The sequence below is a fragment of the Citrobacter freundii complex sp. 2024EL-00216 genome, assembly GCF_043945515.1.
GTDB classification, from domain to species: Bacteria; Pseudomonadota; Gammaproteobacteria; order Enterobacterales; family Enterobacteriaceae; genus Citrobacter; species Citrobacter portucalensis.
On record NZ_JBIMRA010000001.1, the window covers coordinates 419,503 to 445,509 of the forward strand.

The following is a 26,007-nucleotide window of genomic DNA, read 5'->3' on the forward strand; positions in this document are numbered from 1 at the left end:
CACACACATGTCTTTAGCAAAAGATAAAATATGGAAGTTATTGGCCCCCCTGGTCGTCATGGGTGTCATGTTTCTAATCCCCGTCCCTGATGGAATGCCTCCACAGGCCTGGCACTACTTTGCCGTGTTTGTGGCGATGATCGTCGGCATGATCCTGGAGCCAATTCCGGCAACAGCGATCAGCTTTATCGCCGTAACGATCTGCGTTATCGGCAGCAACTATCTGCTGTTTGATGCTTCAGAACTGGCCGACCCGGCGTTTAAAGCGGGTAAGCAAGCGCTGAAATGGGGTCTGGCTGGCTTCTCCAGCACCACCGTGTGGTTGGTGTTTGGTGCGTTTATCTTCGCACTGGGTTATGAAGTCACCGGTCTGGGTCGTCGTATCGCGCTGTTCCTGGTAAAATTCATGGGTAAACGTACCCTGACGCTGGGCTATGCGATTGTTATCATCGACATTCTGCTGGCACCGTTTACTCCATCTAACACCGCGCGTACCGGTGGCACCGTATTCCCGGTTATCAAAAACCTGCCGCCGCTGTTTAAATCATTCCCGAACGATCCTTCCGCGCGCCGTATCGGTGGATATTTGATGTGGATGATGGTCATCAGTACCAGCCTGAGTTCCTCGATGTTCGTGACCGGCGCTGCGCCTAACGTGCTGGGTCTGGAATTCGTCAACAAAATTGCCGGTATTCAAATCAGCTGGTTGCAGTGGTTCCTCAGCTTCCTGCCGGTCGGTATTATTTTGCTGATCGTTGCCCCGTGGCTGTCATACGTTCTGTACAAACCAGAAGTTACTCACAGTGCTGAAGTTGCCGCTTGGGCCGGTGATGAACTGAAAGGCATGGGTAAACTTACCCGTAAAGAGATAACGCTGATCGGTCTGGTACTGCTCAGCCTGGGCCTGTGGGTCTTCGGTGGTAAACTGATTGATGCAACCGCAGTGGGCCTGCTGGCTGTCTCCCTGATGCTGGCGCTGCACGTTGTACCGTGGAAAGACATTACCCGTTATAACAGCGCATGGAACACTCTGGTTAACCTCGCCACGCTGGTCGTTATGGCGAATGGATTAACCCGTTCAGGCTTCATCGACTGGTTCGCCAACACTATGAGCACGCACCTGGAAGGCTTCTCGCCTAACGCGACCGTGATCGTTCTGGTGCTGGTGTTCTACTTTGCTCACTACCTGTTTGCCAGCCTTTCCGCTCACACCGCCACCATGCTGCCGGTTATTCTGGCCGTCGGTAAAGGTATCCCGGGCGTGCCGATGGAACACCTGTGTATCCTGCTGGTACTGTCCATCGGTATCATGGGCTGTCTGACTCCATATGCAACAGGCCCAGGCGTTATCATCTACGGCTGTGGTTATGTGAAGTCCAAAGACTACTGGCGTCTGGGTGCTATCTTCGGCGTTATCTACATCGCTATGCTTCTGCTGGTCGGCTGGCCGATTCTGGCAATGTGGAGCTAATCATTCCCGTTCACGCTTGATGAAAATGATGCCAGTCAGCTAAACCTGACTGGCATTTTTTATGATTAAATAGATGATATTCAGAATTTATATAAGTGTCCGAAATCATCATGACATCAACATGGCGTTATTCTTCGTTGCTGGCAGCACTCCTGCTACCAGTTTCTGCAGCTCAGGCCGATGAACTTCAGGCAAAACAGTACGCTGATTTTGACAGCTACGTGCTGGCTCTCTCCTGGCAAACCGGATTTTGTCAGAGCCAACACGAGCGTAATCGTCAGGAGCCTGACGAATGTCGTTTGCAAAAAGAGAGCGCAGACAAAGCTGATTTCCTGACCGTTCACGGTTTATGGCCCAGCCTGCCTAAATCCATTGCTGCCCGTGGAGTAGACAATCGCCGTTGGATGCGTTTTGGCTGCGCGACTCGCCCTATTCCCAACCTGCCTGAAGCCCGCGCCAGCCGTAAATGCGCGGCCCCCGAAACCGGGCTGTCGCTGGAAAGCGCGGCAAAACTCAGCGCCGTAATGCCCGGCGCTGGAGGAAGATCCTGTCTGGAACGTTACGAGTATGCCAAACATGGCGCGTGTTTCGGTTTTGATCCCGACGCGTACTTCGGCACGATGGTGCGGCTGAATAATGAGGTTAAGGACAGCGAGGTGGGCAAATTCCTGGCTGAAAACTACGGCAAAACCGTCAGCCGTAACGCATTTGACGCCGCCGTTGCCAAAAGCTGGGGCAAAGAAAACGTCAAAGCTGTGAAGCTAAGCTGCCACGGCAATCCAGCGTATCTCACTGAGATCCAGTTATCCCTGAAAGCCGACAACATCAACCAGACGTTATCTGCCCAGTCATTCTTACCGCAACCGCATCCGGGTAGCTGCGGTAAACAGTTTATTATCGACAAAGTGGGATACTGAAACTTGCGACCGACGCTGCGAGCTGGCGTCGGTCCGTAAACTTAGCGTTTTGCACGGGCGTCCGGGCGAACTAAATCAAAACGATGTGTTTCACTGATCGAATAATACGCCGTTGGCCCACCTGCACGCAGTACCGGTTTCGCTTTCGCCGTCTGATAGATGCCGTCTTCCAGGAGCGTTTCATCTATGTGAATGCCTACCACTTCCCCCAACACCAGCCAGGTATCAACCGGTGAGCCATCAGCGGTAGTCAGTTGCAGGCTTTGCGATAAGCGACACTCAAAATTGACCGGGCTTTGCGCCACGCGCGGCACGTTGACTATCCGGCTATTTGCCTTGCTAAGCCCGGCGGCAAAAAACTCGTCCTCGCCGTGCGGCAAGCTGGCTGACGTTTCGTTCATCGCAGTGGCCAGCTCAAGAGTCGTCAGGTTCCAGACAAATTCACCAGTTTCGATAATATTCTGCACGCTGTCTTTCCAGCCGCTGCTGGCGAAACCGATAATCGGCGGATGATAGTTAAAACAGTTAAAGAAACTGTATGGTGCCAGATTGTGCCGGCCGTTGCCGTCACGCGACGCAATCCAGCCAATCGGGCGCGGTCCAATAATGGCATTTAGCGGATCATGCGGTAAGCCGTGTCCCTGTGACGGTTGATAGAAATACATAGCGTTCCCTGTTGAAGTTAACGTCGGCGCAGCACAAATTATGCTTCGCTCATCCCCCTGGAAAAAGAAGATCAGCGTAGAACAATCTGCCAACGATTACGACTGAATAAAGTTGAGCAGGTCACCGTTGATCTGTTGCTTATGGGTGGTGCAAATGCCATGCGAGCCGCCGACATATACCTTCAACTGCGAGTCCGGCAGCATTTCCGCCGCGACCTTTCCGCAGGTTTCAAACGGGACAATCTGATCGTCATCACCGTGGATCACCAGCGTCGGGATGGTCATCTTTTTGAGGTCTTCACGCAGATCTGTTTCCGAAAACGCATGAATGCAGTCGTACAACGCTTTGATGGAACCCTGTAAACCTTGTTCAACAAAACTTTCCCTGACGGCTTTCGACTCTTTTGCGCCAGGACGATTGTAGCCATAGAATGCAGCGGTCAGCTCATAGAAAAAGGCGGCGCGATCGTTCACAACCCCCTCACGGATGCCATCGAATACCTCTTTCGGCACGCCATTTGGGTTAAAGTCAGTCTTGATCATAATGGGCGTCACCGCGCCAATTAACACCGCTTTTGCCACCCGCTGCGTCCCATGCCGGCCAATATAACGAGCCACTTCCCCACCGCCGGTAGAGTGCCCAACATGTACGGCATCTTTAAGATTGAGATGCGCGGTAAGTTCAGCCAGGTCGTCAGCATACTGATCCATATGATGTCCATCCCAGGGTTGGGCCGAACGCCCATGTCCGCGCCTGTCATGGGCGATCACACGAAATCCTTTCGATCCAAGGAACAGCATTTGATCTTCAAACGCATCTGCCGTCAGCGGCCAACCGTGACTAAACACAATAGGTTGTCCACTTCCCCAGTCTTTAAAATGCAAATAGCTGCCGTCTTTCAAGGTAAGTTTGTCGTACTGGCTCATGAGATCTCCTGTCGCGGAACACTGAGTTGTTTGACGCGCCCGCAGCGAGCGCTTAAAAAGCATAATGCAAATTGGAGAACGATCACGTTTTTCGGCTAAAATCACACCATATGCGACAATGTTGATGATTTACCTGAATGTGAACTAAATCACTTCAAACATGGGGTAAGTCTCAGTATCATCATAAAAGCTAAACCCTTGCCGCCTGACGGTGAGGGTTTTCTTTTGGGATTATTTACCTGCGCACCCGCAGTATCGACGACATGGAGTAATAAATGTCCAGACCAACTATCATCATTAACGACCTCGATGCGGAACGCATTGACCGCCTGTTGGAGCAACCTGCGTTTGCTGGTTTACCGATTGCCGACGCCCTTAACGCCGAGCTGGATCGTGCCCAAATGTGTTCTCCAGAAACCATGCCGCACGATGTCGTGACCATGAACAGCCGCGTGAAATTCCGCAATCTGAGTGATGGCGAAGTCCGTGTGCGTACCCTGGTGTATCCGGCTACTATGACTGACAGCAACACACAGCTTTCGGTAATGGCACCTGTCGGCGCTGCACTTCTGGGGCTGCGCGTTGGTGATACCATTCACTGGGAACTGCCAGGCGGGACCTCAACACACCTCGAAGTTATCGAGCTTGAGTACCAGCCTGAAGCTGCAGGCGACTACCTGCGCTAACTCTGTCTTATCAAAGCCACTCGCTTTATCTTACAGGGGATGCATCCGCATCCTCTTTCCGGTTAGATCTCCCTGCTCCTCGCTTTCTTTCCTGTTCGCAAAACATAAATCTGTGTCGTGACTGACAGAATCATTTTTAATACTATGCTGTTATGTGTTCATGTAATGACAAGGAGAATGTTTATGTACAACACAATCATAATGCCAGTTGATGTATTCGAAATGGAACTGAGCGACAAGGCTATTCGCCATGCAGAATTTCTGGCCCAGGATAAAGGGGTTATCCATCTACTGCATGTGCTGCCAGGCTCAGCGAGCTTAAGCCTGCACCGCTTTGCAGCCGATGTCCGTCGTTTTGAAGAGCATCTGCAACACGAAGCGGAAACCCGTCTGCAAACGATGGTCGGTCACTTCAGCATCGATCCTTCCCGTATTAAGCAACACGTCCGCTTTGGCAGCGTACGTGACGTGGTCAACGAATTGGGTGAAGAGTTGAATGCGGATGTCGTTGTCATTGGGTCGCGTAACCCATCAATCAGCACCCATCTGCTCGGCTCTAACGCTTCCAGCGTTGTCCGTCACGCGACTTTGCCAGTGCTGGTTGTTCGTTAACAGCCACTGATTTGCTAAAGAAAACCCCTGCCAGGTTAACGCCTGACAGGGGTTTTTATTACCTCACGATTAATACAAATGGCCGATATTCACGATGGAGCTGATCGTATCGCCAAAAAACGTCAGACGGCTCAGGAATATGCCAACAAACAACAGGACGAAAAGCGCTTTTGCGCGATGCTCGCCCTGACGGCTAAGCACAAAGGCCACCGCCAGACACACCAGACTCGCCAGATAAAGTGGCGACGTCAGCCAGGCATGCGCCGTCATCTGCATGATGGTGCCACCGCTTAGCCAGATAATGGGTGCGGCGATCATGACTGCCATACACACGACAATCCCCTGGCGCAATGCAGCAACGGCAGGTGCGAGGTTAAGCAGTGGAATCGCAACACACCCCATCACCCACACCGTGATGAAGAACAACAGCATTGTCAGACCGTTGGCGATCGCCACCATTGCCGGGGCGGCATAGGTCATCCCCTGTACCGCCACCAGTGCGATACCGAGAACAGAGGCCAGAACAGCTGGTGCTTTGTGCCCTTTTGCCAAAAACGTCACCCCGACAGCTGCACCGTATAAAGTGGCGCCCAGAATCTCTCGGCTCAGCCAGGCGTGCTGCAGGTTGATCAAGGCATCGTAGGCGCGATCCGGATGCGCAAGGTGTAATATCGCCGCCACGGACGCCGCCGCCAGAACCAGTCCACTTACCAGCCAGTACAGGCGCTTGCTCTCCAGTTTTCCTTGCAGCACACGCAGCGTCAGAATGAGCGTGATCCCAACCGACATTTGGCTTAATACGGTAAAAATGACCAGAGGAAGTTCATACTTTTCCATTACTTGGCCTCCGGCTGCTTTGGTTGACGCGCAAGGATAAAACGCGTGCCAGGATTAAGCTGCGGCATACGCGGGAATCCCGGCGGATACTGCACCGCATTATCAGGTATAGGATCGGCATCCAGATCGATAAGCGTCAGCGCACCTACCGGACAGGCATTCACGCACGCCGGCTGCATGCCAACATCAAGACGCTCATAGCACATGCTGCATTTTTCCGCTTTTTTCGTCTCTTCATTAAAGCGCGGCGCACCGTATGGACAGTTGCGAATACAGTTTTTGCATCCGATACAACGTTCCGGGTTATGCACTACAACGCCATCCTCACGTTTGGTGTACGCCTCTACCGGACAAGCCGCCAGGCAGGCCGGATTTTCGCAGTGGTTACAGGCCAGCGAGTAGAACGCTCGCTCTTCATGCGGATAAATTTCTTTATCCAGCGGGTAGACGTAGCGCCAGAAACGTTCTGGCTCCAGCTGGTTAAAACTCTTACACGCCATCGCACAGCCACGGCAGCCGATACACTTATCGCTATTAACTAAAAACGCGCGCCTCATGCCGCTGCTCCTTTATCGATCAAAATGATGTCCGCAAACTGACTATGGATGGCCGCACCTGGCGCACCAGTTTTCATCAAGCCCATATCGGCTGGAGTATCCGCCACTACGTTTTGAACGTTGTATTTCCGTTTCGGGAACCAAGCCTCGTACATCACCAGGAAATCCTCCGGAACGTTAGCGGTTACCTTCGCACGTAACTCCACCTCACCTGTGGTGTTAAACACTTTCACCAGGTCATTTTCAGCGATGCCTCTTTTCCCGGCGGAAACCGGGTGCATATAAACAAACGGTTCAGGATAGAAGACCTGCATCCAGTCAAGGTTGATGAATTGGGAATGGATACCGAACTGGACATGCGGCGTAAACAGGTGGAATGGCAACGTGCTTTTTGCCTCCGGTTTGTATTCCGGCAGCGCCGTATGACCATTTTTCTCACACAGCTCAGATTTGAACTCAAACTTTCCAGAGGGCGTTTTAAACTTACGGTCATACCAGGCCGCAGAACTTGGCAGAATGGCTTTTTTCGGCCCTTCCAGTAAATCATCCCAGGAGGAGATACCAAACATTTTGGCCATTCCGTCATTGAACTCCTGGTCCAGCCAGCGCTTATGATCGAACTCCTGCGGGAATGTGCAAGAACCCGGCTCCAGCTTGTTGATTGTGCGGGAAAGTAAAACGGCGATTTCCAGATCGCATTTTGCCTCATACATTGGCTTAATTGCAGGCTGGTTGATTGAGAGCCAGTAGTGCCAATATGAGGCGTCTACGTTCCACTCTTCAAAGGCTGTGGTGACAGGCAAAACGATATCGGCATGCTGGACGGTCTCGTTAAAGAATTGGTCGGCGCACACCACCATTTCCAGTTTTTCGAATGCTTTTTCCATCTTGCTGCGATCAAAATCCTGAGCAAACGGGTTCTTACAGGCAACCCAAAGCATTCGGACAGGCGGCTCATTGGCTTCCAGAATTCCCTTTGCGGTCTGGTTGATATTCAACGAGCGATCGGAATACTGTGCGACTTCCCCCGCAGAACCAAACTCGCTGGTTGTGCCCGCCGCCTCCGGCATCCCGATAGAGCCTACCGGTGGCTTCTGCAACATGGCATTGTAGTTAAAGCCCCAGGTATGCAAATGACCGTAGCGAGCGCCACCACCCTCAATGCCAATATTGCCGGTCATTGCCACAAAGGCATCGATCGCCCGTACGTTAGCGCCGCCGTTGACATGGCGCTGCATGCCGTAGCCAATCCACACGGTAGCAGGGTTAACCGCGGTAAATTCTTCCGCCAACTGGCGAATAACATCCGCCGACAGCCCGCAAATCTCAGATGCCCACTCTACGGTAACGTTATTACGCAAATACTCTTCAAATTCAGCATAACCATGGGAATAGTTGTTAACGAAATCCTGATCAACCAATCCTTTGTCCACCAGGTGGCGTGCCATGCCCAGCGCCAGAGCGCCATCTGATCCTGGCCGAACACGTAAATAGAGATCGGCTTTCGCAGCGGTTTGGGTTAACAGTGGATCGATAACGACCACTTTTGCGCCTTTTTCCCGCGCCTGATAGATGTACTTCATGGTGTGCATAGAGCACCAAGCCGGGTTAGCGCCCCAGATAATAATGTATTTGGCTTTCACCATATCTTCCGGGTCGTTACACCACATGTCGCCCATGTCGTAGTTTTGCGCGTCGATACCGGCTGGCCAGCAAGGTGTTCCGGCAAAACGGGTGGTGTAACCCAGTGAAGACATCATCCCTTCAACGGCATAGTTCAATACACCAAATTTGCCTGAGTACTTGGTCAGCGCCAGACCCAACATTGAACCATCTTTCTTTTTAATCTCCAGCATCTTGGTCGCAATGCGCTGCATTGCTTCATCCCAGGAGATACGACGCCAGTTACCGCTGCCGCGAACATCCTGAACCATCGGATATTTAATGCGGTCCGGGCTGTATACCCTACGTGGATAGCTCAATCCCTTCACACACGGAGTTCCATGCGTAAACGTTGATTCAGGCGCGCCTTCCACAAAGGTGATGACGTCATCCTTCACCCAGGTTTTCAGGCTACAAGTGTCATAGCAGTTACGTGGACAGGCGTTACGATAGATTTTGTAGGTTTTGGGATTAAACGGAATTGGCGGTTGCGCCAATGCACAGCGTGAAGTCAGCAATCCCCCTGGCAGGGCAGTCACCGTTCCAAGGGCAATCAACCCTTTCAAAAATGAACGTCTGTTCAGAACTCCCGGTTCATTACTCATATTGATACTCTCGTGTTTAATTCATCAAGCCAAAAAGACAACCTTTCCGCGACGTTTTTCAACGTAACGGTTTGTGCATTTATATGTATTTTTTCTATATACGCGGGCATCCACATCGCTATATACTCAATTACATATCGAGTCATAACGATCTGGTATTCTGCTGATATCCTGGCATTTGCCGATAATAAAACTGCTAATTCCAATACGCAGGAAATATGATCATCTGGGATATTATTTACATGGTTTATAGATAGACCTATATTTGCCATGAATTCCCGAATGCTTAAGGTTGATTTACCCATTACGAGGGCATCTTCTTCAAGGTATACCGAAGCGAACGGCGGGGCTTTTAGCGTCTGCGGCCCAACAAATAGTGCATTGAAGTCGTACTCCGCCTCCAACCACTCCTGCTCTGTTAGCGTTGAGGCATTTGTATCTAAAGCTGAATAAGCCGCTTTCAGCGTGTAACTATCGTGAGAGATAAAAAAATCACGTAACAATAACCCTGTCGATTCAAAGATCGTCAGGGTTTCATATATTTCACCCATGAATTAACCAACCATTTATTCACACAACAAATAAAAAAATAATGCAGGTTAATATAATAAAGATAACGCCCTCTCTTTCTTTGATGAAAATAATGATCAGGCTAATTAAGTGAATGTTTTAAACGGTTTATTGTTTCAAGAATTGACAATTTAAGTGTATGGAAATAAAAAACCGCCAGCGGATGACTGGCGGTTTTGGCATTGCAGGTGAGTCTTACTTTTTTTATGCTACTGTCGTGCGAATCAGATAATCAAACGAACTTAACGAGGCCTTCGCACCTTCACCGGTCGCGATGATAATCTGCTTATACGGTACGGTGGTGCAGTCACCGGCAGCGAAAACGCCTTTCACGCTGGTTTCGCACTTGGCATCGATGATGATTTCACCCATACGGTTACGTTCAACGGCGCCTTCCAGCCAGTTGGTGTTCGGCAGCAGACCAATCTGAACAAAGATACCTGCCAGTTCCACATTGTGAACATCGCCGCTCACACGGTCACGATACTCCAGGCCAGTAACTTTGCTGCCATCGCCTTTCACTTCTGTCGTTTGCGCATTCAGAATGATGTCGACGTTTTTCAGACTGCGAAGCTTATTTTGCAGCACCTGGTCGGCCTTCATTTCAGGGGCAAACTCCAGCAACGTCACATGTTCAACAATACCTGCCAGGTCGATAGCCGCTTCAACGCCGGAGTTACCGCCGCCAATCACCGCAACACGCTTGCCTTTAAACAGCGGGCCATCACAGTGCGGGCAGTAGGTTACGCCTTTGGTGCGATACTGATCTTCACCCGGAACGTTCATGTTGCGCCATTTCGCGCCGGTGGCGATGATAATGCTACGTGCTTTCAGCACCGCGCCGGAGGCCGTTTCAATCTGATGCAAACCGCCTTCCTGCGCTGCTGGAATGAGTTTGCTCGCGCTCTGGCTGTCAATCACATCGACATCATAATCATCAACGTGTGCTTTCAGCGCGCCTGCCAGTTTCTGACCTTCAGTTTTCGGTACTGAGATATAGTTTTCAATATCAACAGTATCAAGAACCTGGCCGCCAAAACGTTCGCCCATCAGACCGGTGCGAATGCCTTTACGTGCGGAGTACACCGCTGCCGCCGCACCTGCAGGACCAGAACCGACAATCAGCACGTCATAAGCATCGCGCTTATTCAGCTCTTCAGCCGCACGTTTTTCTGCGCCTGTATCCACTTTCGCTACGATCTCAGTCAGCGTCATACGCCCCTGACCGAACTCTTTGCCGTTCATAAATACCGCCGGAACGCCCATCACGTTACGATCGGTGATTTCGTTCTGGAAAGTACCGCCGTCAATCGCCGTATGTTTGATACGTGGGTTCAGCACCGCCATCAGGTTCAGCGCCTGCACCACGTCCGGGCAGTTATGGCAGGAAAGTGAATAATAGGTTTCAAACTCAAAATCACCGTCGAGATCGCGGATCTGCTCCAGCAACGTCTGCGCCTCTTTTGACGGATGACCACCGGTCCACAACAGCGCCAGCACCAGAGAGGTAAACTCATGACCCAGCGGAGAACCGGCAAAACGCGGTCCCTGGTGAGAACCGGGATTGGTAATCAGGAACGATGGCTTACGCACCGCCAGAGTATTGTCTTCTTTGAAGGTGACTTTTTCTGACAGTTCAGCAATTTCAGTCAGCAGTTCCTTGATTTCTGCCGATTTAGCGCTGTCGTCCAGCGTCGCAATCAGCTCAACAGGTTTGGTCAGTTTCTCAAGGTAAGCCCTGAGCTGGGTTTTCATATTTGTGTCGAGCATTCTTCTTCCCTCTCTGAAAACATCATCATGCAAGCCGATTTTGCGGGACTGCATTAATGCAACTTGCGTCATGGTGCTGGAATGAAACAGGCGCAAATTTGCGCCTGTGGAATGCCGGATGCACTACGTTTATCCGGCCTACAAACTACGCGACTTAGATTTTACCAACCAGGTCCAGAGATGGCGCTAAGGTTGCTTCACCTTCTTTCCATTTCGCCGGGCAAACTTCACCTGGGTGGGAGGCGACGTACTGTGCGGCTTTGATTTTACGCAGCAGGTCAGACGCATCACGGCCGATACCTTCAGCAGTAACTTCGATTGCCTGGATGATACCCTGCGGGTCAACAACGAAGGTTGCGCGGTCAGCCAGACCTTCATCTTCACGCATGTTGTCGAAGTTACGGGTCAGGGCGCCAGTCGGGTCGCCGATCATCGCGTATTTGATTTTCGCGATGGTTTCAGAGCTGCTGTGCCATGCTTTGTGGGTGAAGTGGGTGTCGGTAGAAACGGAATACACATCTACGCCCAGTTTCTGCAGTTCTTCGTAATGGTCTGCAACGTCACCCAGCTCGGTCGGGCATACGAAAGTAAAGTCAGCCGGGTAGAAGAAGAAGACGCTCCAGCGACCTTCGGTATCTTTCTCGGTTACTTCGATGAACTCACCGTTTTTGAACGCCTGGTTTTTGAAAGGTTTAATTTTGGTATTAATCAAAGACATCTGTACTTCCTCCGTGTTTTCGTTGAGAGATAAGTTAACGAAAATCTCTTCGCAGGGCTAATGCGTTTCCTTTATCAAATCAATAAGCGTTAACTAACAACCCACTCAAACTCATGTTGTGAACCTAAAGATAAAAGTAAAAAAGGCCCCCTTTGCAGGGAGCCTCATTACCCGAGCTACCCGCAGGTAACGTCAGTGCCAGCAGGGCTGGCTATGTGTTGCGCTCTACATTACCTTAACAAAGGTCGTAACAGCGATGGGGATTACATCACCCAACTAAAGAAAGGGCAATCGACAGACCGTCGATCTTACCTATGGCTGTGATAGGTTTTGCAATTAAGCCCACTTTCCTGCTGATTTTATAAGGAAAATCAATGTTTAAACGCACCTTACTCTTAACTCTTCTCCCCGCTATCGTGCACGCAGAGGAGCTCCCTGCCCCTGTTAAAGCCATTGAGAAACAGGGAATTACGATCCTGAAGCCCTTCGACGCACCGGGTGGAATGAAAGGCTATCTGGGAAAATACCAGGACATGGGGGTCACTATCTATGTCACGCCTGACGGTAAACATGCCATCTCCGGCTACATGTATAATGAAAAAGGAGAAAACCTCAGTAATGCGCTCATAGAAAAAGAGATCTATGCCCCTGCCGGACGTGAGATGTGGCAGCGAATGGAAAAAGCGTCGTGGATTCTGGACGGGAAAAAAGAAGCCCCGGTCATCGTTTACGTGTTTGCCGATCCCTTCTGTCCTTATTGCAAACAGTTCTGGCAGCAGGCGCGCCCATGGGTAGATTCCGGTAAAGTTCAGCTGCGTACGCTGCTGGTTGGCGTGATCAAGCCCGAAAGCCCGGCAACCGCTGCTGCAATCCTGGCATCCAAAGATCCGGCCAAAACCTGGCATGACTATGAAGCATCCGGCGGGAAAATGAAGCTGGAAATCCCCAAGTCTGTCCATCCAGAACAGATGAAAGTACTGAATATCAACCAAAAACTCATGGATGATTTAGGTGCTAATGTGACGCCCGCGATCTACTACATGAGCAAAGACGATACGTTACAACAGGAAGTGGGATTACCCGATAAAGATAAATTAAATATTATTATGGGAAATAAATAAAGGTAACAGAATGAGTGATTGTTATGGTTCTCATTTCAATCACTCTTTAAAATGTATTTTTATCGTAACCATCAAGCAATCTGTGTTATTTTAGTTTAAGTTAATTATTCATTAAGCCATAAACATAAACTCTAAGAATGATTAGAATTTAAATTATTCAACAATTGAATTATCCTATACATTACCATCACAGGAAGGTATGCATGGCTAACCTCTATGACCTCAAAAAATTCGATCTTAACCTGTTGGTAATTTTTGAATGTATTTATCAACATTTGAGCATCAGTAAAGCTGCGGCAACACTGTATATCACCCCTTCAGCCGTCAGCCAGTCATTACAGCGACTGCGTACACAGTTTAACGACCCCTTGTTTATTCGCTCAGGCAAAGGCATTACGCCTACGGTCACAGGGGTAAACCTTCATCTTCACCTTGAAAAAAATCTCAATAATCTGGAACAAACCATCAATATCATGCACGGTTCCAGCCTGAAAAATAAATTCGTCATCTACAGCCCACAAATTACAACCAACCTGAATGTGACATCTTTAATTAATAGCCTCAGAGAAAATTCAGATATTGAAATTGAGCATCATGATATATTAATGTCAGCAGAAACGGCCGAAAACATCCTTGCCTATCGTAAAGCCGATCTGGTGATTACAACAACGCCAGTTCACAATCGTTCTATTGTATGTACTCATTTCAAGACTATTGACTGTGTTTTAGTGTGCAGTGGCAACCATCCCAGAATAAATGAAACGAGCACACTCGAACAAATCCAACAAGAGCAATTTACATATTTTTCCTCTGAAGATCAGGGTATTAAAGATTATCGTTCCCGTGCAAGCGAATCGATGGCATTCCATAAAGTAGGTTTTAGTAGCGATTCCTTACTCTCGATTGCTAACGTTATCGCCAGTACGGATATTATTGGTTTTCTCCCCAAACAAATTTATGAACTTTATCAACCAGCATTGAAATTTAAAGAAATTAAAACCGATTTTGAATTACCAAAAATAAAATTATTCATAATGTATAACCGCGCATCATTGAATCATAAAGCCTTCGCAGAATACATAAACAAACTATCCTTAGATAGTTAATGGTAACATGATTAAAAGCACATCATAATTCACATAAAACATACAATGACAATGTGGCATGCAAATAATGAATATATTTAAATATTGCATGCCGCAAGAAAAAGCTTATCCTATTACGGACATTTATTATGGCTGCAAATAATAAAAATTCGATATGGATTTGATATGTCTGTTTATAAAATACCGTTGGATAAAAATGTTCTGCAAGCAGCACAGGAACGCATTACCTGGACGCTTGAAACTCTACCGCGTGTCTGCGTTTCTTTCTCTGGGGGTAAAGATTCGGGGTTGATGTTACATCTGACTGCCGCCATTGCCCGCCAGTTACAGAAAAAAATAAACGTCTTATTTATCGACTGGGAGGCTCAGTTTTCCTGCACTATCGACTATGTCCAGGCGCTACGCGAGAATTATTCCGATGTCATCGAAGAATTTTATTGGGTTGCATTGCCGCTGACGACGCAAAATTCACTGTCACAATTTCAGCCTGAATGGCAATGCTGGGAACCGGATACTCAATGGGTGCGCCAACCGCCCGCAGATGCCATTACCGATCCTGAGTTTTTCTCTTTCTATCAACCCGGTATGACTTTCGAGCAATTTGTTCGTGAGTTCGCTGAATGGTTTTCGCAGAAACGACCAGCCGCCATGATGGTCGGGATCCGCGCTGATGAGTCATATAATCGTTTTGTCGCCATTGCGAACTCGAAAAAACAGCGTTTTGCCGATGACAAACCCTGGACCACCAGCGCCCCCGGCGGGCATACCTGGTATATTTATCCGATTTATGACTGGAAAACTGCTGACATCTGGACGTGGTTTGCGAAGTCAATGCTCCCGTGTAATCCCCTGTACAACCTGATGTATCAGGCGGGGGTTCCCACGCGATACATGCGTATCTGCGAACCCTTTGGACCAGAACAACGCCAGGGGCTGTGGCTTTACCATGTTATTGAACCTGAACGCTGGGCAATGATGTGCTCCCGCGTCAGCGGGGTAAAAAGTGGCGGGATATATGCTGGTCAGGACAACCATTTTTACGGTCACCGCAAAATATTAAAACCCGAACATTTAAGCTGGCAGGAATACGCCATGCTGTTATTGAAGAGTATGCCGGAAACGACCGCTGAACATTACCGCAATAAAATCGCCGTCTATTTACAGTGGTATAAGAAAAAAGGCATGGAGAATATCCCACAAACCCAGGAAAGAGATATTGGTTCAGTGGATATTCCGTCGTGGCGGCGTATCTGTAAGGTCCTGCTGAATAACGACTATTGGTGCCGGGCTCTCTCATTTAGTCCAACGAAACCCAAAAACTATCAACGCTACAATGAGCGCATGAAAACAAAACGCCAGGAATGGGGACTCTTATGCAACAGCGATTAACTCAGGAACTCCTCGGCTTTCTTTCTGGTTTATCAGAACCAGAGAGAATTGAAGCCATAAATGAATTCAGAAAGGCAATACACAGCGTCAGTCCCTTTCGCGAGGAGCCCGTAGATTGCGTACTTTGGGTTAAAAATGATCATATTTCACCCAATGACTACAACCCCAATAACGTTGCGCCACCGGAGAAAAAGCTGCTGCTGAAGTCCCTCGAAGCTGACGGGTTTACGCAGCCCATTGTAGTGGTTCACTCAACGGCTGAAGAGTACGAAATTGTCGACGGTTTCCACCGCCACGAGTTAGGTAAAGCCAAAGCCTCACTGAGGCCCAGGCTGAAAGGATATCTGCCGGTTGCCTGTTTAGAACGCGAACGCCATGAGCGTATGGCGGCAACCATTCGCCACAACCGCGCCCGCGGGCGTCATCAAATCCACGCCATGTCCGAGATTGTCCGCGAGCTATCGCAACTGGGCTGGAGTGAAGAAAGAATTGGCAAGGATCTTGGTATGGACAGCGACGAGGTGTTACGCCTGAAGCAAATCAACGGCCTGCAAGCGTTGTTTGCTGACCGTCGATTCTCCAAAGCCTGGACTGTGAAATAGCTACAACGAAACCAGATGCTCGGCTGCCGCTAACAGCGTCGATTCTTGCTTGGCAAAACAGAGGCGAATCAGTTTATGCGGGAAAGGATCGGCGCAGAACACCGACAGCGGAATTGCCGCAACGCCCACTTCAGTGGTCAGCCACTGGCAAAACTCCACGTCGTTAAGCGAGGAAACGGCGCGGTAATCGACCAGTAAAAAGTATGTGCCTTCACACGGCAGAATTTCCAGTCGGCTGTCACGCAGCGCGTTCACTAACACGTCGCGTTTTTTCTGATAAAACGCGGGCAGTTCGCGATAGTGTGCCGGATCTTCTCGTAGCATATCCGCCAGTGCGAGCTGAGCCGGCGTGTTGACGGAAAACGTCAGATACTGGTGCACTTTTCGTAGCTCAGCGCTAATGGCGGCTGGCGCAACGCAGTATCCGACCTTCCAGCCGGTCATATGGTAGGTCTTACCAAACGATGAAACGGCAACAGCGCGTTCCCGCAGCTCTGAATGTGCCAGCACGCTGGCATGCCCCTGTTTGGCGAAACAGATATGCTCATAAACTTCGTCGCTGATGACAAAGATCTCGCGTTCTTTAATCGCCTGCCACAGCGCGTCAAAATCGGCGTGATGCCACACGGTGGCAGAAGGATTATGTGGCGTGTTCAGGATAACCAATCGGGTACGGTCGCTGAGTAAGGCACCAAACGCCTGCCAGTCGACGCGAAAAGACGGTGGTTGCAGGGCGATACGTTTAACCACACCGCCGGATAATTCAACCGCGGGCGCATAGCTGTCGTAGCTCGGGTCGAAACAAATCACCTCATCACCAGGGCGCACCAGCGCAGTGATCGCGGCATATAATGCTTCTGTGGCCCCCGCCGTGATGGTCACTTCACTATTCGCGTCAGGTTTATAGCCGTACAGGTCTGCCGTTTTATCCGCGATGGCTTCGCGCAGCGGCTGCACGCCGGTCATCGGCGCATACTGGTTTGCGCCATGCGCGACGTGATACGCCAGACGCTCTTGCAAAAAGAGTGGACCGTCAAAATCAGGAAACCCCTGCGAGAGGTTAATGGCCTGATGCTGCTGCGCCAGCGCACTCATTTGCGTGAAGATAGTGGTGCCCAGATTAGGCAGTTTGCTTTGCGGAATCAGCGGGTTATTACTCATTATTGTTATCCCAGCGTGTGATGTTGTGGTTGAAGCCACTATAGCACGATGCTAGTATTTGGCAATCAAGACGTTCAGACGTCTATATAAAAATAACCTGCCTGGACAGGACAGCCAAAAGGACAACACATCATGAGTAATACCGAAATTCGCGTCGTCACCGGCCCAGCCAACTATTTTTCCCATCCTGGCAGCCTGTCGAGACTGAACGATTTTTTTTCTGCCGACCAACTTTCAAGCGCCGTGTGGGTTTATGGTGAACGCGCCATCGATGCGGCCAGCCCTTACCTGCCAGAGGCTTTTCATCTTGCCGAAGCTAAACGCCTGCTGTTTACGGGACATTGCAGCGAAACCGATGTTGCTCAACTGGCAAAAGAGTCGGGAGAGGATCGCAGTGTGGTGATTGGCGTGGGTGGCGGTACATTACTCGACACCGCTAAAGCATTGGCCCGTCGTCTGGATCTGCCGTTTGTCGGTATTCCTACTATCGCGGCGACCTGCGCTGCCTGGACACCGCTCTCTGTCTGGTATAACGATGCGGGCCAGGCACTACATTTCGAAATTTTCCCTGACGCGAACTTCCTCGTGCTGGTCGAACCCGGGATCGTTCTCAATGCGCCAGAAGAATACTTACTGGCGGGGATCGGCGACACGCTGGCAAAGTGGTATGAAGCCGTCGTGCTCGCACCTCAGCCGGAAACACTGCCATTGACAGTACGTCTGGGTATTCAAGCCGCGCAGACAATCCGCGACGTCCTGCTGGAAAGCAGCGAGCAGGCGCTGGCAGACAAACAACAAGGCACGCTAAGCCGCACTTTTTGCGATGTGGTGGATGCGATTATTGCCGGAGGCGGCATGGTTGGTGGTCTGGGTGAGCGCTACACCCGCGTGGCGGCGGCGCATTCTGTTCACAATGGCCTGACCGTCCTCCCACAAACCGAGAAGTTTTTACATGGCACCAAAGTGGCGTACGGCATCCTGGTGCAGAGCGCGCTGCTGGGACAAGATGACGTGCTGGCGCAGTTAATTACCGCTTATCAGCGATTCAACCTGCCAACCCGATTAGCTCAACTGGAAGTGAACATCAATAACCGCGCCGAAATCGACAAAGTGATTGCGCACACTCTGCGCCCGGTGGAGTCCATTCACGCCCTGCCGGTAACGTTAACGCCGGAGACACTGCGCGCAGCATTCGAAAAGGTAGAGTCGTTTACGGTGTGATTATGGTGCGGGTTGCCTGATGGTGGCTTCGCCTTATCAGGCCTACGGTCAGAGCATTGTGGTAGGCCGGATAAGCATCAACGCCATCCGGCAAAAAATCAACAGCACTTCGCGCCACCTTTCCCGCCATATCGTGCATCCTGGCGCTCACGGAAAAATTCTTCGTAGGTCATTGGCGTCTGGTCCGGATGCGTGACGCGCATATGTTCAACATAGTTGTCGTAATCCGGCACACCTATCATTAATCGGGCGGTTTGACCTAAATACTTCCCGGCTTTGGCGAGTGTTTCAAACATAGTGTTTCCCTGTCGTACAAACGCCCTCCCCGTTCAGGAGAGGGCTCGTTGGTTAAGAGAATATTAGTGCGCGCCTTTCGCCTGCGCCACGATCTCTTCGACATTCTCAGGCATCGGCTCGTACGGTGTCTCTTTCGAAGTTGGTTTGTCCTCTTTCAATGCTGCCAGCGCAGTTTTGATGGAGAACAGACCCAGCACCACAACGACGACCATGAAGAAGATGGTAAGACCCGCATCCAGGCGGTTGTTAAACACCAGTTGCGTCAGCTGCGACTGGGTGTACTGCGCCGGAATGTTACCGCTGTCGATCATCGCCTGGAACTTGTTGGCGATAGCCAGGAAGCCGATTTTCGCATCCGGGCTAAACGCTTTCTGCCAGCCAGCGGTCAGGGTACAAATCAGCAGCCAGGCGGTTGGGACCAGTGCCACCCACGCGTAGCGCTGGCGTTTCATCTTGAACAGCACCACAGCACAGAGCATCAACGCCATACCGGCCAGCATCTGGTTAGCGATACCAAACAGCGGCCACAGGGTATTGATACCACCCAGAGGATCCACCACGCCCTGGTGTAAGAAGTAACCCCAGGCCAGCACGCACAGCGCTGTAGCCAGCAGGTTTGCAGGCAGCGAATCGGTACGTTTCAGGCTCGGTGATACCACGCCCAGCAAGTCCTGCAGCATAAAGCGCGCGGCGCGTGTACCGGCATCTACCGCCGTCAGAATAAACAATGCTTCAAACAGAATGGCGAAGTGATACCAGAACGCCACATCCATCATGCCACCCAGCGCGCCGTGCAGAATGTACGCCATCCCGACGGCCAGCGTCGGCGCACCACCTGCGCGGGAGATGATGGATTGCTCACCCACTTCATTGGCGATTTGATGCAGGGTGTCTGGCGTAATGGCAAAGCCCCAACTGCTGACTACCTGTGCCGCAGAAGCCACTACGTCAACCGTGCCCGCAGGAGCCAGCACCGCCATCGGGCTGTTCATTGCAAAGTACACGCCCGGATCGATGATGCACGCGGAAACCAGCGCCATAATGGCGACAAAGGATTCCATCAGCATTCCGCCGTAGCCGATAAAGCAGGCCTGCCCTTCATTTGCCAGCATCTTCGGCGTGGTGCCGGAGGAGATCAGCGCATGGAAGCCAGAAACCGCACCACAGGCAATGGTAATAAACAGGAACGGGAACAAGTTACCGGTCCAGACCGGGCCAGTACCGTCAACAAACTTGGTCAGCGCAGGCATGGTCAGCGTCGGACGCATGATCAGAATCCCTACCGCCAGACCAACAATGGTGCCGATTTTCAGGAAGGTAGAGAGGTAATCACGCGGGGCCAGCAGCAGCCACACAGGCAGGACGGCGGCAACAAAACCGTAGCCCACCAGCATCCACGTCAGCTGTACGCCGGTAAAGTCAAAGTACGGTGCCCAGGTCGGGCTTTCAGCCACCCAGCCGCCGGAAATAATGGCAAACACCAGGAACACCAGACCGATGACCGACACTTCGCCAATGCGGCCCGGGCGCAGATAGCGCAGGTAAATCCCCATGAAGATCGCCAGCGGGATGGTGAACGCTACGGTGTAGGTTCCCCACGGACTGTGGGTCAGCGCTTTCACGACGATCATCGCCAGTACTGCGAGAATAATCACCATGATCATAAAACAGGCCACCAGCGCAATAACGCCCGCCGTTGGGCCCATCTCTTCTTTCACCAGTTCGCCAAGGGAACGACCATCGCGACGGGTAGAAACAAACAGCACCATGAAGTCCTGCACCGCACCCGCCAGTACCACCCCGGCGAGCAGCCAGATCATCCCCGGCAGATAGCCCATTTGCGCCGCCAGCACCGGTCCAACTAACGGACCCGCTCCGGCAATTGCCGCAAAATGGTGACCAAACAGCACTTTTTTATCGGTGGGAACATAATCCAGACCGTCGTTATGGCGCACGGCTGGCGTCATACGCGTCGGGTCAAGCGCCAGTACATTTTTCGCGATGTACAGGCCGTAGAAACGGTAAGCGATAAGGTAGACACAGACCGACGCCACGACTATCCACAACGCGTTGATCTGTTCACCACGATTTAATGCGATATAGCCGAGGGCAAATGCTCCCATAACGGAGAGCACTGTCCAGACGAGGTACTTCCCTGATTTGTTCATAGTTGTTATCCGTTGTCCGATCCAGAGAGATGTTACATTTTGTTTCTATAACATCTTTTCTGAATTTAACAACCTGACAACCATGCAAAGCAGATATATCACTGATTTTTTACATTGTATTGTTAACTTGATCACTATCAACGCAGAGACAACTGAAAAAATTGCGCAGTATGTGTCAACACCTCTATGTTTTATCCAATTCTCCTCTCAGCATGATGCTGAGCGTGCCACTTAATATTTTTATTATTAATAAGGATATTAATTAACAATATTAACCTAACTTTCTCAGCTTAACGGTTATGGCTCTTAGAGATTCAGACCATCCTGATTTTGTATGCAGTAAGTGCTTTATTTCACCTTAATCACCAATTTCAAAACAAAGAATATACCTGCAGCACCAGTTTTAATGACAAAATACCCCATATAAAAAAAATAAAATTAATTCAGCAGAATTTTCAGCGCCAGGTTGTTCAGGATGGCCGTATAAGGATATAAATTATGAATAAATGCTATCGCATCGTCTGGAATATCGCGAGAAATATGTTTGTGGTGACGTCAGAACTCTCGCAGGGCGATCAACGGGTTCGCGCAACCGTCGCAGGCCTGGTGTTATCGGCAGTTGGATTAATGGCAAACTGCGTTCATGCCAGCGACTACGGCCCGCTTAGCGGTGAAACTATCAACTTAAATGATGGCGATACCGTGACATCTGTCGATGGAACCACGGGTATCGAAAGTCTGTCCTCAGGGGGGCAAGGCGTACAGATTAATGGTAAAACCACCATTAACGTTACCGGTGATAGTGGTTCTATTGGGGTAAAACTTGATAACAGCGCCAATAATAATTTAGGTACCGGTACACAGATTAACGTTACAGACACAGGAACGGCGAAAGCAGCATCAACCACAGGTCTTTATATTAACAACACCAGTCCAGGCACAAATATAGACGCCGAGAATATATCAATTAACACCATCAGTAAAAAAGATGCTTACGGAATTAACGTTCATACAGAAAACACCACGCTGAACTTCGGCAACAAGAGTAAAATTATCACCGAATCCCAAAATGGTAATGCGACGGGTGTCTATTTCTATGACGACAATAATACGTTAACCATGAACGCTGGATTAATCCAGGTTAACACCGATGCAACCGGTAAGGCTGTAGGTATCGACACATACTGGGCAAATGGTACCACGCTCAATTTTGGGGATGACAGCCGCATAGAATTAACCAGCGGCACAGCCGGCGGCAGCGCGCTCTATCTTGGAAAAAACACCCAGGTTAACGCGAACGGGCTGAACATTGATTTCACCGTATCAGAGACAGGAACAGGCACCACGATTTATGGTATCCAGGAGGGGCAATACAGCCAAATTAATCTGGGCAAGAACAGCGCAATTACGCTCTCAACGCCTGGAGGTACGGCATATGGACTTGTTTCTGGTTCACAAAGTTATTTTACGGCAGATAACCTTGATATCACCCTTTCCACAACCTCTAACGAGCGCGCAAACGGTACAGGCGCGGACATCAGCGGCAACGTGGATTTTGGCAATGATTCCACCATCACCGTGCACGGTTTCTCCGAAGGATACGGGATGATTGTTGAGGATTATTCGGCAACCAGTAAAGATGATGCCATCGGAACAGTAAAGGCCAACCACCTCACCATTGACGTCACCGGCCAGAAGACGGAAGGGCTTCGAATAGAAGGCGGCGTGGTTGATTTAGGGTCAGACAGCGCCATTAGCGCAAACGGGACTGCATCAACAATTTACCTGACCGGCCGAGGATACAGTGAATTCAATGCCAGAAATCTGACCGTCACGACCGCGCAGTCCACCGCTCTTACACTAATGAGCAGCATGCATGCCGCCGTCGCCAACATTGGTGAAGGCAGCAGCATTGATGGAAGAAATTCCACAGGCCACACGACCAACGGTATTGTGGCCAACACCCCTTACAGCGCACCGACAACCATAAATTTCAACGGTTCCGCAGAGCAGCGAAACACTATCTACGCGGTTAACGGCTATGGCGCATCAGCCCAATACAGTGGCGCGACGATCAATATATCCAATACGGATATCATCATGAGCGGTAAAAATCCTTACGGTCTTTGGGCCATCGGCGATGGGGATTTTACCCATGCAGGCATCATCAATGGTGAGAATCTGACCATTGATATGACCGGCGCTAACGGCAGTGGTTACGGCGTGGTGGTGCAAGAAGGCGGTATCGTGAATCTGACGGGCGATACCACCATCATCGCCGACGGCGGCGTTGCCATCTGGAACCCGAAAGTTTCCTCGGGCGGGAATGTTCTACCTGGCGGGACGGTAAGTGGCTCAGGAAAAATGACCATAACCGGCGACATCGTTAACAGCGGCTGGGGATATATCAACCTCAATATGGACGCGGGTTCTTATTTCGCCGGAGCAACCTCGGTTAATGAAAGCTTCAACGCTCAGGGGATTGATTCAATCCTCAATCTTAACCTTGCCGAGCAGAGCCAGTGGCGGGTTACCGATGATTCCACGCTCACGACGCTGACCAACGCAGGAACCCTTGAGCTGGCGGCAGACCACACAGCCGGAACTTACAGCACTGTGCATGCTGATGAGGTCACGCTGAAAGAAAGCAGTATTCTCAGCGTCGATTTAAGCGCCGCGGCGCTGGCCAGTCAGTCCGCTAACCCGCTAATTACCGGCGGACAGGTTAATCCTGGCGGCGATCTACACATCAGCAATTCGGGTAATGCGCTGGATCTCAACGCGCTGACCTCAGACAATCAACTGGCAGACATCGACACGGTTACGCTAATTGATGCCAACTCCGCAATCGTGAGCGATTTCGCTTCGATCTCAACCGATCCGGATACCCTGCCCGACTATATCGCGATTTCTGGTCAGGTTAATGCCCTTGATAATACCCAATATGAATTGGGCGTGGGGCTCAGTTGGTACGCCGGAGACTCCGCCGCGGTCTCTACGCCTGCACACGGTACGTTCACCCTGAACGCGGGCCAGACATTTACCGTCAATGGGTTGCTTGCAGATACCTCACCCAACGCCACCACGGGATGGGACGGTAAAAGTCTGACCAAAAAAGGAGACGGCACGCTCACCCTTACCGCAAAGAATACCTGGAGCGGAATCACAGACATTCAGCAGGGAACGCTGTGGTTGACTAGTTCTGGCGCTATTGGCTCTGAAGGGAGCAAGCAGAGCATCGATGTTGAAGCTGGAGCCACTCTCGGCGGTAACGGGGTAATCAACGGTGCTGTGAACACCGTCGGCCTGCTAAGCTTTGGTGATCGTACAACGCCAGATAGCCAGTTTATCGTTAATGGTAACGTAACCAATCAAGGTGTAATCCGCAGCAGTAGCACGACTCCCGGGAATGCGTTAATCATCAACGGCGACTACACGGGCAACGGCGGTCAGCTCTCACTTAACGCCAGTTTAGGCGATGATAATTCACCAACCGACCAGCTCATTGTCTCGGGTAATGTTAACGGCAGCACCACGCTCTACATCAATAATGTGGATGGCGTGGGTGCATATACCGATCAAGGTATCGAGATTGTCGACGTCGGAGGGATATCATCGGATGACGCATTTTCTCTTGGCAATCAGATTCAAATCGGCCTGTATGAGTATCGTCTGTATGAAGATAACGAAAGCTGGTATTTGCGTTCCAAAGCAGAAACACCCGACGACCCGGATGATGACGTCACTCCGATCGATCCTGACGACAGCGACGTGACGCCAGTTGATCCTGATGACGGCGGCAGCGACGTGACACCTGTCGACCCTGACGACGGCGGCAGCGACGTGACGCCAGTTGATCCTGACGATGGCGGCAGCGACGTGACACCGGTTGATCCTGATGACGGCGGCAGCGACGTGACACCGGTTGATCCTGATGACGGCGGCAGCGACGTGACACCTGTCGACCCTGACGACAGCGGCAGCGACGTAACCCCATCGAATCCACAATATCGCGCCGACATCGGCGCCTATTTGGGCAACCAATGGCTGGCGCGTAACCTGCAGATGCAAACGCTATTCGATCGTGAAGGGAGCCAGTACCGCTCGGCCGAAGGAAGCGTCTGGGCGCGAATTAGAGGCGGAAAAACGGACACATCGGCTGTAAATGGCAATATCGACATGGACAGCGATTACACCCAGTTTCAGCTTGGCAGCGATATTGCTATCTGGCGCGATGAACAACAAAGCATCACGTTTGGCCTGATGGCCAGTTACCTTGACGGCAGTACCGACAGCACCGGAAATCGCGGCGCGGATGGCAGTCAGTTTACAGCCACAGGCGATATCGACGGTTACAATCTTGGCGCGTATGCCACCTGGTTCTCTGATGCCCGGCAACATCGCGGCTGGTATGTTGATACGTGGTATCAGTATGGCTTCTACAATAACAGCGTCGAGAATGGCAATGCCGGTTCAACGCATTACGACTCCCTGGCTCACGCGATTTCGCTGGAAAGCGGTTACCGCTACAACATTAACTTGAGCAGCGCTAACACAGTAAGCCTGACGCCACAGGCGCAGGTTATCTGGCAACGCTACGAGGCAGATAGCGTTGAGACAAATGGTACACGCATAGACGGGCAAAATGGCGATAGCTGGACCACACGTCTTGGTCTGCGAATTGATAGCCAGCTTTCATTCGTCGATGCAACCGTCCGGCCATTCGCAGAGATTAACTGGCTACACTCCACCGACGATCTGGCCGTATCATTTGATAACGCAACGGTAAAACAGGATCTTCCTGCCGATCGCAGCGAGCTAAAAGTGGGAATTCAGGCGAATCTCAATAGCCAGTGGAACGTCAGCGTCCAGGCGGCGGGTCAGAAAGGTAATAACGACTACCGCGATCTCAACGGGAGTTTTAATCTGCGCTATAGCTGGTAAC

Annotated in this window: 21 protein-coding genes; 10 read left to right on the plus strand and 11 right to left on the minus strand. The window is 50.7% G+C overall.

Going from position 1 to position 26,007, the window contains the following annotated elements; all coding sequences use genetic code 11:
• Positions 1–7: 7 nt before the first annotated feature.
• Entirely contained in the window at positions 8–1,471 is a 1,464-nt protein-coding gene (gene citT, locus ACHHZ7_RS02150; RefSeq protein ID WP_003831271.1) for a citrate/succinate antiporter CitT, read from the plus strand.
• A gap of 110 nt (positions 1,472–1,581) precedes the next feature.
• The gene (rna, locus tag ACHHZ7_RS02155; RefSeq protein ID WP_048236469.1) at positions 1,582–2,388 is read left to right on the plus strand and encodes a ribonuclease I; all 807 of its coding nucleotides are present in this window, start codon (positions 1,582–1,584) and stop codon (positions 2,386–2,388) included.
• Positions 2,389–2,429: 41 nt separating this feature from the next.
• Here rna and ACHHZ7_RS02160 read toward each other — a convergent pair whose 3' ends face one another.
• Positions 2,430–3,053, minus strand: coding sequence for a flavin reductase family protein (locus ACHHZ7_RS02160; RefSeq protein ID WP_060682586.1), 624 nt, complete (start codon positions 3,051–3,053; stop codon positions 2,430–2,432).
• Between the two features lie 96 nt (positions 3,054–3,149).
• A complete protein-coding gene (locus ACHHZ7_RS02165) occupies positions 3,150–3,980 on the minus strand; it encodes an alpha/beta fold hydrolase (RefSeq protein ID WP_048235896.1) in 831 nt (276 codons plus the stop codon).
• A gap of 275 nt (positions 3,981–4,255) precedes the next feature.
• Between ACHHZ7_RS02165 and rnk the strand changes: the two genes are divergently transcribed.
• Entirely contained in the window at positions 4,256–4,666 is a 411-nt protein-coding gene (rnk, locus tag ACHHZ7_RS02170) for a nucleoside diphosphate kinase regulator (RefSeq protein WP_003831264.1), read from the plus strand.
• A gap of 183 nt (positions 4,667–4,849) precedes the next feature.
• Positions 4,850–5,278: a universal stress protein UspG gene (gene uspG / locus ACHHZ7_RS02175; RefSeq protein ID WP_003022101.1), complete on the plus strand. Its 429-nt coding sequence runs from the start codon at positions 4,850–4,852 to the stop codon at positions 5,276–5,278.
• Between the two features lie 69 nt (positions 5,279–5,347).
• Here uspG and ACHHZ7_RS02180 read toward each other — a convergent pair whose 3' ends face one another.
• The 6 genes from ACHHZ7_RS02180 to ahpC all read right to left on the minus strand — a co-directional run bounded on the left by ACHHZ7_RS02180 (position 5,348) and on the right by ahpC (position 11,997).
• Positions 5,348–6,115, minus strand: coding sequence for a DmsC/YnfH family molybdoenzyme membrane anchor subunit (locus tag ACHHZ7_RS02180; RefSeq protein ID WP_060682587.1), 768 nt, complete (start codon positions 6,113–6,115; stop codon positions 5,348–5,350).
• The gene (locus tag ACHHZ7_RS02185) at positions 6,115–6,672 is read right to left on the minus strand and encodes a 4Fe-4S dicluster domain-containing protein (protein WP_008784074.1); all 558 of its coding nucleotides are present in this window, start codon (positions 6,670–6,672) and stop codon (positions 6,115–6,117) included. Before ACHHZ7_RS02185 ends, ACHHZ7_RS02180 begins: the two co-directional genes overlap by 1 nt.
• Positions 6,669–8,939, minus strand: a complete 2,271-nt coding sequence (locus ACHHZ7_RS02190) for a molybdopterin-dependent oxidoreductase (RefSeq protein WP_060682589.1) — start codon at positions 8,937–8,939, stop codon at positions 6,669–6,671. Before ACHHZ7_RS02190 ends, ACHHZ7_RS02185 begins: the two co-directional genes overlap by 4 nt.
• Positions 8,936–9,490, minus strand: a complete 555-nt coding sequence (locus ACHHZ7_RS02195) for a molecular chaperone (RefSeq protein WP_008784072.1) — start codon at positions 9,488–9,490, stop codon at positions 8,936–8,938. Before ACHHZ7_RS02195 ends, ACHHZ7_RS02190 begins: the two co-directional genes overlap by 4 nt.
• 223 nt (positions 9,491–9,713) lie before the next feature.
• Positions 9,714–11,279: an alkyl hydroperoxide reductase subunit F gene (gene ahpF / locus ACHHZ7_RS02200; RefSeq protein ID WP_020996553.1), complete on the minus strand. Its 1,566-nt coding sequence runs from the start codon at positions 11,277–11,279 to the stop codon at positions 9,714–9,716.
• Between the two features lie 154 nt (positions 11,280–11,433).
• Positions 11,434–11,997 (minus strand): alkyl hydroperoxide reductase subunit C, encoded by a 564-nt coding sequence (gene ahpC, locus ACHHZ7_RS02205; RefSeq protein ID WP_002894394.1) that lies wholly within the window; start codon positions 11,995–11,997, stop codon positions 11,434–11,436.
• A gap of 374 nt (positions 11,998–12,371) precedes the next feature.
• Between ahpC and dsbG the strand changes: the two genes are divergently transcribed.
• The 4 genes from dsbG to ACHHZ7_RS02225 all read left to right on the plus strand — a co-directional run bounded on the left by dsbG (position 12,372) and on the right by ACHHZ7_RS02225 (position 16,215).
• Positions 12,372–13,118 (plus strand): thiol:disulfide interchange protein DsbG, encoded by a 747-nt coding sequence (dsbG, locus tag ACHHZ7_RS02210; protein ID WP_060682590.1) that lies wholly within the window; start codon positions 12,372–12,374, stop codon positions 13,116–13,118.
• Positions 13,119–13,321: 203 nt separating this feature from the next.
• Positions 13,322–14,224: a LysR family transcriptional regulator gene (locus ACHHZ7_RS02215; protein WP_060682591.1), complete on the plus strand. Its 903-nt coding sequence runs from the start codon at positions 13,322–13,324 to the stop codon at positions 14,222–14,224.
• Positions 14,225–14,389: 165 nt separating this feature from the next.
• Entirely contained in the window at positions 14,390–15,613 is a 1,224-nt protein-coding gene (locus ACHHZ7_RS02220; RefSeq protein WP_060682592.1) for a phosphoadenosine phosphosulfate reductase, read from the plus strand.
• Positions 15,598–16,215, plus strand: a complete 618-nt coding sequence (locus ACHHZ7_RS02225) for a ParB/RepB/Spo0J family partition protein (protein ID WP_032942666.1) — start codon at positions 15,598–15,600, stop codon at positions 16,213–16,215. Before ACHHZ7_RS02220 ends, ACHHZ7_RS02225 begins: the two co-directional genes overlap by 16 nt.
• Here ACHHZ7_RS02225 and ACHHZ7_RS02230 read toward each other — a convergent pair whose 3' ends face one another.
• Positions 16,216–17,376, minus strand: coding sequence for a pyridoxal phosphate-dependent aminotransferase (locus tag ACHHZ7_RS02230; protein ID WP_060682593.1), 1,161 nt, complete (start codon positions 17,374–17,376; stop codon positions 16,216–16,218).
• Positions 17,377–17,508: 132 nt separating this feature from the next.
• Between ACHHZ7_RS02230 and ACHHZ7_RS02235 the strand changes: the two genes are divergently transcribed.
• Complete coding sequence (locus tag ACHHZ7_RS02235; protein ID WP_060682594.1) at positions 17,509–18,597, plus strand: oxidoreductase; 1,089 nt, start codon at positions 17,509–17,511, stop codon at positions 18,595–18,597.
• Between the two features lie 98 nt (positions 18,598–18,695).
• Here ACHHZ7_RS02235 and ACHHZ7_RS02240 read toward each other — a convergent pair whose 3' ends face one another.
• Positions 18,696–18,893 (minus strand): YbdD/YjiX family protein, encoded by a 198-nt coding sequence (locus ACHHZ7_RS02240; RefSeq protein WP_003022064.1) that lies wholly within the window; start codon positions 18,891–18,893, stop codon positions 18,696–18,698.
• Positions 18,894–18,956: 63 nt separating this feature from the next.
• Positions 18,957–21,062 (minus strand): pyruvate/proton symporter CstA, encoded by a 2,106-nt coding sequence (gene cstA / locus ACHHZ7_RS02245; protein WP_008784063.1) that lies wholly within the window; start codon positions 21,060–21,062, stop codon positions 18,957–18,959.
• Between the two features lie 498 nt (positions 21,063–21,560).
• On the opposite strand from cstA, the gene ACHHZ7_RS02250 reads away from it, so the two are divergent.
• Positions 21,561–26,006 carry an autotransporter outer membrane beta-barrel domain-containing protein gene (locus tag ACHHZ7_RS02250; RefSeq protein WP_284300440.1) on the plus strand — a complete coding sequence of 1,482 codons (4,446 nt, stop codon included), beginning with the start codon at positions 21,561–21,563 and terminating at the stop codon, positions 26,004–26,006.
• The last annotated feature ends 1 nt before the right edge of the window (position 26,007 follow it).